18 protein-coding genes are annotated in these 16,449 nt (G+C 33.9%); 15 read left to right on the forward strand and 3 right to left on the reverse strand.

The genetic code is table 11. The features are described from left to right. Positions 1–80 precede the first annotated feature (80 nt). Positions 81–491, forward strand: coding sequence for a hypothetical protein (locus C8C84_RS12645; RefSeq protein WP_121313994.1), 411 nt, complete (start codon positions 81–83; stop codon positions 489–491). A 40-nt stretch (positions 492–531) separates the two neighbouring features. Next, on the forward strand, positions 532–1,143 hold the full coding sequence (locus tag C8C84_RS12650; RefSeq protein ID WP_233549794.1) for a phosphoribosylaminoimidazolesuccinocarboxamide synthase: 612 nt from the start codon (positions 532–534) through the stop codon (positions 1,141–1,143). Positions 1,144–1,199: 56 nt separating this feature from the next. Here the strand turns inward: C8C84_RS12650 and C8C84_RS17295 are convergent, their stop codons facing one another. Further along, on the reverse strand, positions 1,200–1,631 hold the full coding sequence (locus C8C84_RS17295) for an IS110 family transposase (protein ID WP_370453645.1): 432 nt from the start codon (positions 1,629–1,631) through the stop codon (positions 1,200–1,202). Between the two features lie 2 nt (positions 1,632–1,633). Then, a complete protein-coding gene (locus tag C8C84_RS17300; protein ID WP_370453646.1) occupies positions 1,634–2,173 on the reverse strand; it encodes a transposase in 540 nt (179 codons plus the stop codon). 416 nt (positions 2,174–2,589) lie between these two features. Between C8C84_RS17300 and C8C84_RS12660 the strand changes: the two genes are divergently transcribed. The 9 genes from C8C84_RS12660 to C8C84_RS12705 all read left to right on the forward strand — a co-directional run bounded on the left by C8C84_RS12660 (position 2,590) and on the right by C8C84_RS12705 (position 9,324). Then, positions 2,590–2,931, forward strand: coding sequence for a hypothetical protein (locus tag C8C84_RS12660; RefSeq protein WP_147406859.1), 342 nt, complete (start codon positions 2,590–2,592; stop codon positions 2,929–2,931). A gap of 153 nt (positions 2,932–3,084) precedes the next feature. Further along, a complete protein-coding gene (locus C8C84_RS12665; RefSeq protein WP_121313996.1) occupies positions 3,085–3,627 on the forward strand; it encodes a hypothetical protein in 543 nt (180 codons plus the stop codon). Between the two features lie 175 nt (positions 3,628–3,802). Further along, positions 3,803–4,162, forward strand: coding sequence for a hypothetical protein (locus C8C84_RS12670; protein WP_121313978.1), 360 nt, complete (start codon positions 3,803–3,805; stop codon positions 4,160–4,162). Between the two features lie 174 nt (positions 4,163–4,336). Next, a complete protein-coding gene (locus C8C84_RS12675) occupies positions 4,337–4,972 on the forward strand; it encodes a hypothetical protein (protein ID WP_121313976.1) in 636 nt (211 codons plus the stop codon). Positions 4,973–5,554: 582 nt separating this feature from the next. After that, the gene (locus C8C84_RS12680) at positions 5,555–5,851 is read left to right on the forward strand and encodes an Imm27 family immunity protein (RefSeq protein ID WP_121313997.1); all 297 of its coding nucleotides are present in this window, start codon (positions 5,555–5,557) and stop codon (positions 5,849–5,851) included. A gap of 35 nt (positions 5,852–5,886) precedes the next feature. Beyond that, entirely contained in the window at positions 5,887–6,411 is a 525-nt protein-coding gene (locus C8C84_RS12685; RefSeq protein ID WP_121313998.1) for a hypothetical protein, read from the forward strand. Between the two features lie 577 nt (positions 6,412–6,988). Further along, positions 6,989–7,462 (forward strand): hypothetical protein, encoded by a 474-nt coding sequence (locus tag C8C84_RS12690; protein ID WP_121313999.1) that lies wholly within the window; start codon positions 6,989–6,991, stop codon positions 7,460–7,462. A gap of 174 nt (positions 7,463–7,636) precedes the next feature. After that, positions 7,637–8,098, forward strand: a complete 462-nt coding sequence (locus tag C8C84_RS12695; protein ID WP_121314000.1) for a hypothetical protein — start codon at positions 7,637–7,639, stop codon at positions 8,096–8,098. A gap of 653 nt (positions 8,099–8,751) precedes the next feature. Further along, positions 8,752–9,324: a hypothetical protein gene (locus C8C84_RS12705; RefSeq protein ID WP_121314002.1), complete on the forward strand. Its 573-nt coding sequence runs from the start codon at positions 8,752–8,754 to the stop codon at positions 9,322–9,324. Positions 9,325–9,376: 52 nt separating this feature from the next. Here C8C84_RS12705 and C8C84_RS12710 read toward each other — a convergent pair whose 3' ends face one another. Then, positions 9,377–10,351, reverse strand: a complete 975-nt coding sequence (locus C8C84_RS12710; protein ID WP_121313965.1) for an IS110 family transposase — start codon at positions 10,349–10,351, stop codon at positions 9,377–9,379. Positions 10,352–10,708: 357 nt separating this feature from the next. Here C8C84_RS12710 and C8C84_RS12715 point away from each other — a divergent pair, with 357 nt between their 5' ends. The 4 genes from C8C84_RS12715 (at position 10,709) to C8C84_RS12730 (ending at position 16,375) form a co-directional block, all read left to right on the forward strand. Next, the gene (locus tag C8C84_RS12715) at positions 10,709–11,899 is read left to right on the forward strand and encodes a serine hydrolase (protein WP_121314003.1); all 1,191 of its coding nucleotides are present in this window, start codon (positions 10,709–10,711) and stop codon (positions 11,897–11,899) included. 92 nt (positions 11,900–11,991) lie between these two features. Next, the gene (locus tag C8C84_RS12720; RefSeq protein ID WP_121314004.1) at positions 11,992–13,293 is read left to right on the forward strand and encodes a DUF389 domain-containing protein; all 1,302 of its coding nucleotides are present in this window, start codon (positions 11,992–11,994) and stop codon (positions 13,291–13,293) included. 190 nt (positions 13,294–13,483) lie between these two features. Continuing rightward, entirely contained in the window at positions 13,484–13,915 is a 432-nt protein-coding gene (locus C8C84_RS12725) for a MarR family winged helix-turn-helix transcriptional regulator (RefSeq protein WP_121314005.1), read from the forward strand. Between the two features lie 69 nt (positions 13,916–13,984). Further along, positions 13,985–16,375 carry a 3-hydroxyacyl-CoA dehydrogenase/enoyl-CoA hydratase family protein gene (locus C8C84_RS12730; RefSeq protein ID WP_121314006.1) on the forward strand — a complete coding sequence of 797 codons (2,391 nt, stop codon included), beginning with the start codon at positions 13,985–13,987 and terminating at the stop codon, positions 16,373–16,375. Positions 16,376–16,449 lie beyond the last annotated feature (74 nt).

Genomic DNA, 16,449 nt, shown 5'->3' on the forward strand with positions numbered 1-16,449 from the left:
CAGTTCCGCAATTCGCAACTGACGAGAAGCGGCAAAACGTTAGCTGTGAGTTTCAGAAAATCTGTGCAAAAGAGAACATTATGAAAAAATACTGTTTTATATTAGGAATGTTTTTCCTTTTAGGTTTTAAAAGTGTTACTGGAATTTCAGGAAAGTATGATGTTGTTTTAGATTTTAACTTCAAAAACCATGGTTCAAAATATGTAATTATAATTAATGAGAATAAATATACCAAAGAATTCTCAGACGGTGAAAAAGTAGTTGGCGGAATAGAAGCTGTGGAAGGAAGAAACTCGAAAAAGATATATTATTTAAATGACTTTCTCTTTGTGCAACAAAAAGTAACTCTTGATTCTTTAAAATTAAATACATTGGGGAAAGTCATTATGGAAGTTGAAGAAATTAATGCAGACACATTATCGTTTCGAACAACTTATGACCGACAATTAAACGTGACAATTAATACTGGAAAATTTATACGCCAAAAATAAAAACCCAACAGCTAACAGCCGTTTCTCGCAATTGCGAATTTTGCTTAAGCCGGTTGTTGATTTTCCGCTGGAAAATCCTATTTTAGTAGAAAATATGCTGTCACGAAGTTCGCAACTGACGAGAAGCGGCGGCACGTTAGCCACCATTATTAACAACATTATGCAAAACGAGAACACATTTAAAACGAAAACCGGATATTGTCATATTTTGCCAAACAAAATTATTTTGACAAGAGATGGAATAATTGGAAATGTCTCAAAAGTTGTTGTTGGAAATGGAATCTCAAGAATCCTAATTATTTATTCAGCATTTGCAGTTTTCTTATTCTATTATTCTTTCAAAGCGTATCAAGAAGAAAAAATTGTTACTGCATTATTTTATAGTTTATTTGCTGGCTTTCTATTGTATAAAGTCAAGCAAAGCATGAACTATTCGGCAACTTCCATTATTGAGAGAAATAAAATTAAAGAAGTAAAATTCATTGATGCAAAATATGGCGCAACACGTTCAAGATTTGAAGTACTTTTCGAAGACGGAAAAGGAAAACTAAAAACTCGATTAATTATGCTTCCAGGTTCTTTGAGTGATGGAGAAAATGAAACTAAAAAAGCTTTGGAGATTCTGAAAAGTGAAAAGATTGCGTGGAAGTGAGAATAACGTTGGCTAACAAAGAACTGTGCTTAAAAACAAATAAAAAATGATATTTTTTAAATAAATTTTGGCATAGGACTTCTATATTCCTTACTGTATTCTACTCCTGATTTTGCGATGGCAAAAGCCTGTCTCAACAGTTTATTACAAACTGCTATTAATGCCAGTTTTTTACTTTTCCCTTTTTCTGTAATTCGATCATAAATGGCTTTGCAAGCTTTATTGCATTTACAAGCTGTGAAGCTGCACATAAAGAGTAGATTTCGAAGTTTGGCATTCCCTATTTTACTTATTCTGGTTCTGCCTTTTACACTACTGCCTGATTGTCGCAAAACTGGTGTTAAACCACAAAAAGAGCAAAGCTGGCTACTGCTTTCAAAGCGTTTAAACCCATCTGTCAACACTACCAACATCATAGCTGTTTTTCTGCCGATTCCGGGGATACTCTCTACTTTGGTCAATACTTCTTGATATTCTGATTTAACCAATTCTAATAATTGGTTTCAATAAGAATTACTTCTTTCTCTATGTTGCGTAAGCTTCTTTTGAGAGAACTAATAACAACTTTACTCGGATTACCCAATGTTTGCTCAGCTTGAACCTTATTTTGAAGAGCAGTACTTTGTTTAGTGTAAGTGTCCAATAAGCGTATTTGCTGAAGGCATTCCATTTGATTTTTTGAATAACCAACCCATAGCTTTAATTCCTGATCCTGACCATACATACAAATCATTTTGGCATCTGACTTATCGGTTTTAATTCTACTGAGTTTCATCTGAATAAAACGCTTTATCGATAATGGATTCTCAACATATACTGCTATATTATTATCAACAAGAAAGTAAGCTAATTGATAATGATAATAACCTGTAGCTTCCATTACACAATGACTAACAGGACATAATAGCTTTAAAAACTTGACAAATCCTTTAGTGTTATTATCAAACTGATAATAATTACCCGAACAATCCATGACATCAAATGTATTTTTACTGATGTCGATACCAAATGTTTTTTTATCTTTATCCATAAGAAAATGATTTTGGAAAGGACAATCTACTTGTGTTTCATCACCTTGAAATCGAGATCCAGGTCTCACAGAACTGTACGAAATAAAAGTAGAAAAGAGAGGGGATTATCACTGTTAACGGAATCTATAGTTCCTGCAGTTATGGAGAACCTTAATCCTCTCTTTTGTTCTTTCTGATTGAAGTATAAATTTAATGATTGTAAACTTAAGGCAGTTTGCTACAATTGCTAGGCTTGGGTTTGTTCCGAATTTTCTCCGAAAAATCAAAAAGGAGTTTTATATTTGGAATCATCAGTAATAAATCGTCGCAACTGTAGCAATCTGCGGCACGTTAGCGGTGATTTTAACAGACCGCTTTTCAATAGAACGAAATGAATATGGACAATAACGAGTATTTTAAAGGCAAAATCGAAATAATGCTCAAAGCATACAATGGAAATAACACTTCAGTTGTAAGTCATAGACGTAATACGCTTCAAGAAATTTATGATTACTTCTTAGAAAATGGTTTTCCGAAAGCGCTCACAAAAGAAAGACTTTCATTAATTCCTTGTCACTTTCAAGAAGCAATTTATGACGGTATTAATTGGACAGAGCAAAACGCAGATTTAGGTCATTTAGAAATTGATTTTCAAGTAGACTGTATATTTCAAAATGAGGGAAAAACGCGAAACGAATTAAGTTCCGAAGAGTTTAAAAGATACGTGGAATATTCTTGGCTAATTGTGAGGAAGTTAACGAGTCAAAACCACCGCTAACAGCCGTTTGGTAGCATGGCTGGTTTTGCTTAAGCCGGTTGTCGATTTTCCGCTGGAAAATCTCTACTTTAGCAGAAACAAATTATTCACGAAGTCGCCACGACTACCAAGCGGCGGCACGTTATAGCCAATTTTCAGAACGCCTAGTATTAAATGGACAGATATAGAATTGATATTTATTTAGAGGAAGATTTCGACGAAAGGTCGAAAGAAAATGTAAGCAAATATGACTTTGCATACTTTGAAGAATCAGAGTTTCGTTGTACATCAATTGTTGGCATTAAAGTTTTTGAAAATAACATCGAAATAAAAAGTGCAGTTATTGGTTCTTCCGGCGGTGGAACAGGAATATATGATAATTCAGTGATAATTGAAAGCAATAGAATTTTGATCTGTTGCTCTCATTCTATTTTTTGCTTATCCATTCCTGAATTGAATTTACTTTGGCAGACAAAAGCAGACTCGACAACGTGTTTTGGAATTTATAAATACAAAGACAGTTATATAATTCATGGAGAATTACAAATTTCACGACTTAACCAAAATGGAGAAATAATTTGGCAACAAAGCGGTGAAGATATTTTTATCACATTGGATGGAAAAGATAACTTTGAAATTACCGATGAATTCATTTTAGCTAAAGATTGGGAAAACAGAAAGTATAAGTTTGATTACAATGGTCAGGAAATTGCATAAAAACTGGCTATAACAGCAGTTTGTGATAATGGCTGGTTTTGGCTTTATCGGAAATGTATTCGCTAATTGAAATTTTAGTTATATTTGGAATGGAAAGTGATTGAATTCCGCCACTATCACAATCTGCAATACGTTATGTGAAAGTTTTTAACCCCGAATTCAATAGACCTTCTGTATGAAAAAGTTAAAATATTTTTTCTTAATCTTTTTGCTAATTATTATTAGTCTTTTTACTTATTCAAAACTAACTAAACCGGAAACCATAATGATGGTAGGAACTGAAGTATCAATGGAAAAACCTTGGGTGAAATTTAATGAAGCTGATGAATCAAAAATTGGAAACTTAATTAGAGCTTACCATTTTGAAGAAGGTGAAAGAAGGTATAAAAAAGATATTGGCGGAGGGGATTTTATAATTGCTTGCTTGACAAAAAATAAAAGTTGGAAATATTATTCTTATTACCGTGGCGTAGAAGATTATCAAATGATGATGATGTCAGAAGAAATTGAAAAAGAAATTACTCCACCAAACTAAAAAAACCTTCACATAACAGCCGTTTGGTAGCATAGCTGGTTTTGCTTAAGCCGGTTGTCGATTTTCCGCTGGAAAATCTCTACTTTAGCAGAAACAAATTATTCACGAAGTCGCCACGACTACCAAGCGGCGGCACGTTATAAGCCATTCCAGCACATTTTTAATTGAAGACAAATGCACATAGATAAAAATCAATATCAGAAATATTTTGAAGAAAAAATCAATTTAAATTTTGATAAGCTAAATCCATATTTTGACGTTGATAGTGATTTGTTTTCAGGACTGAATAGATTAATGAATGAAAACTACAGATGTTTAATGGTGGAAGCATATGTAGCAAGTATTACAATAAGTAATCATATAATTGAAAGGTTGCTAAAATTGGCATTAATTTATGAAAACAGTTTGGGAGAAACAGAAGAAATTGCCATTAAGGCTTACAACAAGTTTCAAGGAATGGCAATGAAAAATACTATCACCAATTGTTGGAATAGAAAATTAATCAGTAATGAAGAAAAGAACCATTTAGAAAAGATTATAAATGATGTGGTACGGAACGGATTTTCTCATGCTAGTTTTGAAAATATTCTTGGTAAAACTCCAACGAAAATCCCAATGAAAATGGGGGATTTTAAAACTCAAGAAATTAAAGATGTTGAAATTGACAGAAGAGTTATGTTAACAATAGCAGAAGTTCAACTGGAAAATTTTGCCAAAGAAAATGCTTTCGAATATTATAAATACATTTTTGAGCTAATTCAAAGATTGGAGAATAAAATTAAACCGAAAGAAGATAAGAACGGCTTATAACAGCAGTTTGTGATAATTGCTAGGTTTGGGATTATCCCGAGTTTTCTCTGAAAACTCAAAAAGGAATTTTATATTTGTAAGCATCAGTAATAAATCGTCGCAACTATCACAATCTGCGGCACGTTAGCATTCAGTGCTTTCCAAACAACAACTTTTTGATTAAACTTCACTCCTATTTGCCAAGTTTTGTGGAAACAGAAATGGAAATTTTCTCGTTGAAAAGTTGCGCTAGAATCTTGAAAGTTGAATAAGATTGCGTGAAAAGTTTGCGGATAAAAGTTGTAACAAAAAAAAGTGTAACAAAATAAAATGTTACAAATTTATTGTTACAAAAGTTTGAGTGATATGGAAACCGGAATAGAAAACGAAATGAAACTTGAAAGTGTTTATGGTTATGTTGCGTGACAATCAAACTCAAAGCACAGAAATGCTAACAGCCGTTTCACACAATTGCGAGTTTTGTTGTAAGTTCACGTTTGCGTTTCGCAATAATTTTTATCTTTAACAGAAAATAAGCCGTTCCGAAATTCGCAACTGTGTGAATCGTCAGGACGTTAGGAGTAAGCAAACCTGAAACCGAGTATGAAATTCAACATCGAATTAAAATCAGACGAAAATTTACTCATCGGTTCGTGGAAAATGGACGGAGGAAAAGTTGTCGTGGACGAAGTTTGCGAGAGAATTGAAAAACTGAAAGATAATTATCTAAAAAAGGTTACCGTTGACAAAAGTGGTTGGGAAATACTTTACCAAGATCCAAAAGATAAACGTTATTGGTTGTTATTTTATTCAAATTCTGAATATCATGGTGGAAGCGCGCCGACTTTGAAAATGATAACGCAAACAGAAGTTACTGAAAAGTTTGGGTTGCTCAAGTGACGTGGCTTGCCTACTCCTAACAGCCGTTTGGTAGCATGGCTGGTTTTGCATTTCTTAGCCAGAAAGTACTAAGTTCAAAAATTGATTATATTTACAACAATAATTTAAAAAGTCGCCACGACTACCAAGCGGCGGCACGTTATGCGCAAGAGCTCAAAACCGTATATAAAATGACATTTAGTAATTTAGTTGAACATGCTATTAAAGTTGGTTACAAAATTGACCAAGAAAAGAGATTTCATAAATTGATACTTGAAATTGATGATAAGGTTGAAATTTCGTTGGAATTTCCAAATGATGATGTTCAAGAAATAGAATATGATTCCGTAAACATTGACTGGAAATATTTGATAACTGAAAAGTTGACTAAGAAAAAAATTTTTAGTGAATGGTTTGACTATTATGAAGGTTCAAAAGAAACTAAAATTCAGGAAATGCAACAAGATATTTTAGAATACATTAATAATTTTTCAAGCCAAAAATTTGAGATAATTGAGAAACCAGTTTTTACTTTATTTGGAAGAAGGTTTTTAAAATATAAGGAATTGGTTTTTGAATAAAGGAAAACGCTCCAGCGCATAACAGCCGTTTGGTAGCATGGCTAGTTTTGCTTTTCTTAGTCGGAAAGTACTAAGTTCAAAATTTGATTATATTTACAACTAATAATTTAAAATGTCGCCACGACTACCAAGCGGCGGAACGTTAGCGTCCATTCCAAAGTGCAGAACAGATCGACTGTATTGCTAATTCAATCTCTGCAGAACAGCAAGAAACTTAGCGTTATTTGAAATGAAATCGAAAATTTATAAAACAAACGCGGTAAGCTTTTAAGCCATTCGTGAGAAAATTTATTTTCTAAGCGAAACCGCTTAAAAGCTTAGTGAAGTTAGCCGAAAAAAATGACAATTTGATACACTAAAACTCTACATTTTCAGTTGGTGGCAAAATTTTGCTTAATAAAAAAGGAACGGTCGCTAACAGCCGTTTGGTATCATGGCTAGTTTTGTTTTTCTTAGCCAGAAACTACTAAGTTCAAAATTTGATTATATTTACAACTATAAATTATAAAAATCGCCACGATACCAATCGTCAAGACGTTAGCAGTAATGCTCAAAAACCTGCGTAAATAATTTAACCATGAAAAAGAAATTAATATTTTTTTTATTCTTGATCATTTTTGTTCAATGTCAAAAAAGTGAAAAAGTTGTTTCTGGAGATTTATATTTCAAATTAGTTAATCCAGGTAGTTTCTATGGTTTTTCGGAAAGCGACGTACGAGAAATTGATTTCAAAATGGGTCAGCTGCATACAAAATCTGAACTTTCTAAAGAAGAAAAAAAGTTTCTTGATCTTTATGATAAACTGAAGAGACATAACCTTCTCAATTCGCCGTGTATAAATTTAAAAAACAGTTCGGATTCCATAATAACAATATACATTTCTGAGAAGGAAAATAAAAGACTATTAAATTTTAATCTTCAAGAGTTGTTAGCGCATAAAAAGAAAGTTAAGGTTCAAATTAAAGTAAACGAAATAGAAGAAAATATGTTTTGTTCTAAAGAAATTATTTCAGCCAAACTAGTGGAAGGCGAAACATACTGGAAAAAGTAAAGCACTACTGCTAACAGCCGTTTGGTAGCATGGCTGGTTTTGCATTTCTTAGCCGGAAAGTACTAAGTTCAAAATTTGATTATATTTACAACTAATTATTTAAAAAGTCGCCACGACTACCAAGCGGCGGCACGTTATGAGCAACCTTCACACGAATCGTAAAAAACTAAACGAATGAAGTTTCTAAAACCTAATATCTTAATTGTAGTTTCATTTTTATTCATTGCCTGTAATAAAACAAAACCTTCGGGATTTTGGTTAGATTATAAAGACAATTTAATTGCATCAAAACATACTGACAATGGACCATATGGTGGAGAAACTAAAGTTACGTGGAAAAACAAACAAAAATTTGAAAGTCGTGATGTAATAAATTATGCTGAAAATAATGGGTGGAAATTAATTGATAGTTTAAAACCTGATTCAGAAAAAGTAAAGAAATCAAATTATTCAAACGAAATATTGATCGATAATATTTTATCAACTCTGAAAGAAAACGATTTGACAATTTACAGATTCAAAACTGGCTGGATTGCAATTAAACCAGGAAATGAAAGCGACACGGAAATAAATGGCTTTGCAATAATTAATTCAGAAAGAACTCAACTTACAGTTTATCAGTTATGGGGAGAATAAAAGGCAGCTCATAACAGCCGTTTCTCGCAATTGCGAATTTTGCTTAAGCCGGTTGTTGATTTTCCGCTGGAAAATCTTATTTTAGTAGAAAATATGCCGTCACGAAGCTCGCAACTGACGAGAAGCGGCGGCACGTTATGCGACATTGCCACTCAACTTTGCTGAAATGAAAAAAATAGCCTTAACTTATGTTTTAATAGTCAACTCAATTTGCTTGATAATTTGTCTGGTAAATCAATTTCTAAATGGCCCAAAATTTAGCGACATAAGTCTAACTTTAATAAGTTTATTGAGTTTAATTTGTTATTTCTGTATTCAATCGAATAGAATTGTAAAAACATCTTATTTTGTCTTGTGTGTTATTTATTTTTTGCAATCATTTTCAATTTTAATCGGAAATTTAATTTGGAAATTAATCATTGGAACTGACTTATCATTCTATTTAATTAGGCAAGGCGACTTAACTACTAAACTGGATTTTAAAGTTTTCAATATATTCGCTTTTGTCAATACGACGTCGAATGGAGAAAATTGGGGAATTGGATTAAATTTTATCCATATTTTAGTTTTTTGCAGTTTGTGTAAATGTTTTGGAAGTTTAATGAAAAAGTAAAGCAACGTCGCATAACAGCCGTTTCTCGCAATTGCGAATTTTGTTTAAGCCGGTTGTTGATTTTCCGCTGGAAAATCTTATTTTAGCAGAAAGTACGCAGTTCCGCACTTCGCAACTGACGAGAAGCGGCGGAACGTTAGTGGCAACGCCAGAAAAAATCGCTATAATAGAACTCTTTATGAAAAAAATAATCATACAAATTTTGATATTATTTAGTTTTGGAATTCTAAAAATGGAAGCGCAAAAAAATGAAGCTGCTGATGAAATATTATCTAAAATCCTAAAAGCTGAAGTTGCATTAAAAGAAGAAAAACAACTAAATCAAGGAGATTTAAAAGAAATAGTTTGCTTGACAAATATTGAGCCTAAAAATGGAGATGGAAATTATTTTGGAATTTCTTTTTTTCCGACAGAAAGTGAAATTCAAATTTGGAAAGATTGGTTTGAGAAAAACAAAGCTAAAATAAGTTACAGCACAGACAGTGAAATTCATAATAAAGAATTTGGTGGAAAGGTTATTCAAGTAGAATATGAAAACGGAAAATTTAGAAATAATGTTTGTGATGATGATAAAAAGTTTCAAGATTGGGTAAAGCAGAATAAGAAAAATTAGCGCAGCCACTAACAAAGAACTGTGCTTAAAAACAAATAAAAAATGATATTTTTTAAATAAATTTTGGCATAGGACTTCTATATTCCTTACTGTATTCTACTCCTGATTTTGCGATGGCAAAAGCCTGTCTCAACAGTTTATTACAAACTGCTATTAATGCCAGTTTTTTACTTTTCCCTTTTTCTGTAATTCGATCATAAATGGCTTTGCAAGCTTTATTGCATTTACAAGCTGTGAAGCTGCACATAAAGAGTAGATTTCGAAGTTTGGCATTCCCTATTTTACTTATTCTGGTTCTGCCTTTTACACTACTGCCTGATTGTCGCAAAACTGGTGTTAAACCACAAAAAGAGCAAAGCTGGCTACTGCTTTCAAAGCGTTTAAACCCATCTGTCAACACTACCAACATCATAGCTGTTTTTCTGCCGATTCCGGGGATACTCTCTACTTTGGTCAATACTTCTTGATATTCTGATTTAACCAATTCTAATAATTGGGTTTCAATAAGAATTACTTCTTTCTCTATGTTGCGTAAGCTTCTTTTGAGAGAACTAATAACAACTTTACTCGGATTACCCAATGTTTGCTCAGCTTGAACCTTATTTTGAAGAGCAGTACTTTGTTTAGTGTAAGTGTCCAATAAGCGTATTTGCTGAAGGCATTCCATTTGATTTTTTGAATAACCAACCCATAGCTTTAATTCCTGATCCTGACCATACATACAAATCATTTTGGCATCTGACTTATCGGTTTTAATTCTACTGAGTTTCATCTGAATAAAACGCTTTATCGATAATGGATTCTCAACATATACTGCTATATTATTATCAACAAGAAAGTAAGCTAATTGATAATGATAATAACCTGTAGCTTCCATTACACAATGACTAACAGGACATAATAGCTTTAAAAACTTGACAAATCCTTTAGTGTTATTATCAAACTGATAATAATTACCCGAACAATCCATGACATCAAATGTATTTTTACTGATGTCGATACCAAATGTTTTTTTATCTTTATCCATAAGAAAATGATTTTGGAAAGGACAATCTACTTATGTTTCATCACCTTGAAATCGAGATCCAGGTCTCACAGAACTGTACGAAATAAAAGTAGAAAAGAGAGGGGATTATCACTGTTAACGGAATCTATAGTTCCTGCAGTTATGGAGAACCTTAATCCTCTCTTTTGTTCTTTCTGATTGAAGTATAAATTTAATGATTGTAAACTTAAGGCAGTTTGTAACAACTGCGCGCTTGGGCTTGTCCCGAATTTTCTCTGAAAACTCAAAGAGGAGTTTTATATTTGAAATGGACAGTAATAAATCGTAGCAGCTATTGCAAGAAGCGGAACACGATATGCACAATTAAACAACTACAATATGGTAACATCAAAATATTGGTTTATTCTTATTTTATTAGTTCATCTTACAACTGTTTGCTTAGGACAGGAAATTGTAAAGCTTGACAAAACTAAAATTTCACAAGATGACTTGGATGATAAGATTACAACATTAATGAAAGTTGCCAATGTACATGGTTTAGGTATAGTTGTTTTTAATAATAACGAACCTGTGTACAAAAAAACTTTCGGATATAAAAATGCAATCACAAAAGAGCCAATTAAAACTGAGACCAATTTTTACGGCGCCTCCTTAAGCAAGTCTGTATTTGCTGTAATGGTAATGCAACTTGTTGAAAAAGGCATACTTGACTTGGATAAACCGCTTCAGGAATATTTGCCTAAACCTATTTTTGATTACAAACCAACAAAAAAATGGCACGATAAATACGTAGATTTAAAAAACGACCCAGCTTACTTAAAAATAACGACAAGAATGTGCCTAGATCATACATCCGGTTTTCCAAATTGGCGTTGGGATGAACCAGACGAAAAACTGAAAGTCAAATCAATTCCTGGTTCTCGATATAGTTATTCTGGAGAAGGATTGGTTTATCTTCAAGTTGTAATAGAACATCTTTTAAACAAGTCATTGGAACAACTAATGCAGGAAAACATTTTTATACCATTAAAAATGAAGAATTCTTCTTACACATGGCAACCGAAATTTGAAAAAAATTATTGTATTGGTCACAACGTAACCGGTGAATTGTATGAAAAAGATAAAGATAATGAGGCGAGAGCTGCCAGCACTTTAGAAACTACGCTCGATGATTATACACTATTTACCGAAGCCGTACTTAAAAACCAATTACTAACATCATCTACTACAAAAGAGATGTTTACTCAGCAAATCAAAATTAGGTCGATAGCCCAATTTGGACCAATGCGCCTAAAAGACTCTGATAGTAATGACGGAATTAATTTGGGTTACGGACTTGGTTGGGGATTACTTGACTCCCCATACGGATTTGGTGCTTTCAAAGAAGGGCACGGTGATGGCTTTCAACATTATTCCATTATTTTTCCACAAAAAGGAAAAGGGATTATAATAATGAGTAATAGTGATAATGCAGAAAGTATTTTTAAAGAATTATTGGAAATTACCTTTGGTGATATTTATACTCCATGGCGTTGGGAAAATTATATTCCTTACGACCAAAAAGATTAAATTAATTATGCATCGCCGTTGTTGCAACCCAAGAACCCATCTGCAAGCATATGAAACAAAAATCATTATATTTGAGATAAATATCAAATTAAATGAATAAGTTATTAACCTTTTTAGATCTTACAAAAGGAGAAGACAACAAACAATCCGTACTCGAAAATGTAAAATCAAACATTTCATTCAGAGGTGCGAATCTTTGGATTCTTGCTTGTGCAATCGTAGTAGCATCCATTGGATTGAATGTAAATTCAACCGCTGTAATCATTGGGGCGATGCTTATTTCTCCTTTAATGGGACCAATAATCGGAGCTGGATTTGCACTTGGTATATACGACTTCGAGCTTCTAAAAAAATCATTAAAAAACTTACTGATTGCGACTGTTGTGAGTTTGGCAGTGTCTACTATTTATTTCTATTTAAGTCCTTTTAAAGAAACGCAATCAGAACTTCTCGCCCGCACATCACCAAATATATATGACATTTTGATTGCATTCTTCGGCGGTTTGGTCGGTGTAATTGCCATCACCCGAAAAGAAAAAGGAAATCCTATTCCCGGAGTTGCAATCGCAACCGCTTTGATGCCGCCACTTTGCACTGCAGGTTACGGCTTGGCTATAGGGAATTTTCATTTTTTTGGGGGAGCCATTTATCTATACACTATTAATTGTGTTTTCATCTGTGTGGCTACTTTTCTAATCGTTAAATTCTTGGATTATCCGCGTTTAATTCAATTTGAAAAAGCACGGGAAAAACAAATTACTTTTGTCATTACCCTACTAACAATCATACTCCTTTTACCAAGTATATACTTTGGCTACACGCTTTTTGAGGAAAGAAAATTTGAACAAAAAGTAAATACTTTTATCCAAAATGAATTCACGGATAAAGGTTACACTATAATTTACAAAAAAACACGTTACAAATCGAATAATAGTAGTTTGGAAATTGCATTACTTTCTAAAAAATTCAACGCTCAAGAAAATGCAGAAATCAAGCAACGGTTAAACGTTTATGATTTAAAGGGTGTTCAATTTAAAATTCGTCAGGACACGACCAATTTAAAGCAAGATATCCTTAATCAAATAAAAAATGAAAGGACCAACGTAAATGAAAAAGATGCTGTAATTGCCACATTGAGAAAAGAAATTCAAGATAATAAATTTGACAATAAATCTCTGCTAAATGAAGCAAGAATCCTTTTCCCTTCCTTACGTGATATTTCAATTTCTAACCATCCCTTTAATGTTGATCAGGAAAAAAACAATATCGTTCCTGTAGTCATTTATTCAAGTGAAAAAGCCTTAAATAAAGATGATACCCAAAAATTAGAGCTATGGGTAAAAACAAGAATTAAAAAAAATGAGGTTGAAGTGTTTTGGAAAAATACCAAATAGTTTGTTCGTCAGTCAACTCAACCTCATTTTTGAGAAATGAATGGCTTGGATTAACCTTTTTTCATCCCCTTACCGCTTTCATTTCTCAGTAATTCAGAGGACTTAATTTTTTTTTACTAAATAGTATGCATGCATAATATATTTTTATTATCTTTGAATTCAGAACGAAAACGTTTTAGCATTTTTAGGTATGAAAGATAAAACTATAGATTATATACTCCGTGCTACTTGGCAAGCTGTTGCCCGTATGTACAACGAAGAAGCGTCCAAGTTTGAAGGCTCGATGGCGATAGGATTTGCACTATTGAGTATCGATAAAGAAGAAGGAACACCTTCCACTTTTATCAGTTCACGAATGGGAATGGAAGCGACAAGCTTAACCAGAACCCTAAGAACCTTGGAAGAAAAAGGACTAATCATCCGGAAGAAAAACCCACAAGACGGTCGTGGTGTGTTAATCTACTTAACCGACTTAGGCAAAGAAAAAAGAGAACTCTCCAAAAAGACCGTTCTAAAATTTAACGAAACCATCAGAAAAAACATCACCGAAGAAAAGCTACAGCATTTTATAGAAGTAGCTGATATAATCAATGACTTAATTTCAGAGAAAAAAATATTTTAATCCATGTTTGCTATCAGATATATTCTTGCAACTGACAACAAACAACCGATAACAGACAACAAATAAATTATGAAACGAACAATTAAAAAAGTGGCAGTCGTAGGTTCCGGAATCATGGGTTCGGGAATTGCTTGTCATTTTGCTAACATTGGTGTAGAAGTTTTACTTTTGGACATTATTCCAAATGCACTAACAGAAGCCGAAGAAAAGAAAGGATTAACGCTTGACAGTAAAGTGGTTCGCAACCGTTTGGTCAACGAACATTTGGCGAATGCTTTGAAGTCTAACCCATCGCCTATTTACAGTCAGAAGTTTGCCGGCAGAATCACTACAGGAAATACTACTGATGATATGTCTAAGATTGCCAACTACGATTGGATTATTGAAGTTGTAGTAGAGCGTTTAGACATCAAGAAATTGGTATTCGAACAAATCGACCAATACCGCAAACCGGGAACTTTGGTGACTTCAAACACTTCAGGTATTCCTATTAAGTTTATGAGCGAAGGCCGAAGCGAGGATTTTCAAGCACACTTTTGCGGAACGCATTTCTTTAATCCGGCGCGTTATTTAAAATTATTTGAAATCATTCCGGGACCAGAAACTGCTAACGAAGTATTAGATTTCTTATTTGATTATGGTTCTAAATTTTTAGGCAAAACTTCGGTCGTGGCCAAAGATACTCCGGCGTTCATCGGAAATCGTATTGGTATATTTGGCATTCAGAGTTTATTCCATTTGGTAAAAGAAATGGACTTAACCATCGAAGAAGTTGATAAGTTAACCGGTCCGGTAATTGGTCGCCCAAAGTCGGCCACCTTCAGAACGGTTGATGTCGTTGGTTTAGATACTTTGGTTCACGTGGCCAACGGAATATATGAAAACTGTCCAAACGACGAGGCGCACGAACTATTCAAATTACCTGACTTCATCAATAAAATGATGGAAAACAAATGGCTGGGAAGCAAAACCGGTCAGGGTTTCTATAAAAAAGTAGACAAAGACATCTTATCTTTAGATTTAAATACCTTAGAATACAGAGCCGCTAAAAAAGCATCTTTCGGTACTTTAGAACTGACCAAAACGATTGACAAACCTATCGACAGGTTCAAGGTTTTGGTAAAAGGTAAAGACAAAGCAGGCGAATTCTACAGAAAAAACTTCTCAGCGATGTTTGCTTATGTTTCTAACAGAGTTCCCGAAATCACAGACGACTTCTACAAAATAGACGACGCAATGAAAGCAGGTTTCGGTTGGGAAAACGGACCATTCGAAATATGGGACGCTATAGGAGTTGCCAAAGGAATCGAATTAATGCAAGCCGAAGGCTATCAACCGGCCGCTTGGGTAAATGAAATGTTTGCTTCAGGCAGTACAAGCTTCTACACAGTTAAAGAAGGCGCAACTTATTATTATAACATACAAACTAAGTCACAAACCAAAGTACCGGGACAAGACAGTTTCATTATTCTAAACAACATCCGCGAAAGCAAGAAAGTTTGGAGCAACAGCGGTGCTGTAATTCACGACTTAGGTGACGGCATCTTAAACCTTGAATTCCAATCGAAAATGAATACCATCGGTGGTGACGTTTTAGTCGGAATCAACAAAGCTATCGACTTAGCCGAAAAACAATACAACGGATTAGTAATAGGAAACCAAGGTGCCAATTTCTCTGTCGGAGCCAATATCGGAATGATTTTCATGATGGCAGTCGAACAAGAATATGACGAACTAAATATGGCCATCAAAATGTTCCAAGACACGATGATGCGTTGTCGCTACTCTTCTATTCCGGTAATCGTTGCGCCACACGGCATGACACTTGGCGGCGGTTGTGAAATGAGTATGCACGCTGATAAAGTGGTTGCTGCGGCAGAAACTTATATTGGTTTGGTAGAATTTGGTGTCGGTGTAATTCCCGGCGGTGGTGGTTCTAAAGAAATGACTTTGCGTGCATCCGACCTATTCCGTAAAAACGACGTTGAATTAAATACACTACAAGAATATTTCCTAACAGTCGCAATGGCAAAAGTAGCTACATCAGCTTACGAAGCCTTTGATATGGGCGTATTACAAAAAGGAAAAGACGTCGTTGTAGTCAACAAAGACCGTCAAATAGCCGAAGCCAAGAAACATGCATTGTTAATGGCAGAAGCCGGTTACACACAACCAATTCAAAGAACCGATGTAAAAGTTTTGGGCAAACAAGCCTTAGGAATGTTCTTAGTTGGAACAGACCAAATGGTAGCCGGAAAATACATTTCGGAACACGATCAAAAAATTGCAAACAAACTGGCTTACGTAATGGCCGGTGGCGATTTGTCTGAACCAACTTTGGTAAGCGAACAGTACTTATTGGATATTGAAAGAGAAGCCTTCTTATCACTTTGTACTGAAAGAAAAACATTGGAAAGAATTCAGTTTATGTTAACTAAAGGAAAACCGTTGAGAAATTAGATAATAGATAATAGACGAAAAGAAAATAGACAAAAAGTCTATCATCTATAATCTCTTTGTCTATCATCTCAAAA

This window comes from Flavobacterium sp. 102 (assembly GCF_003634615.1).
GTDB lineage: Bacteria > Bacteroidota > Bacteroidia > Flavobacteriales > Flavobacteriaceae > Flavobacterium.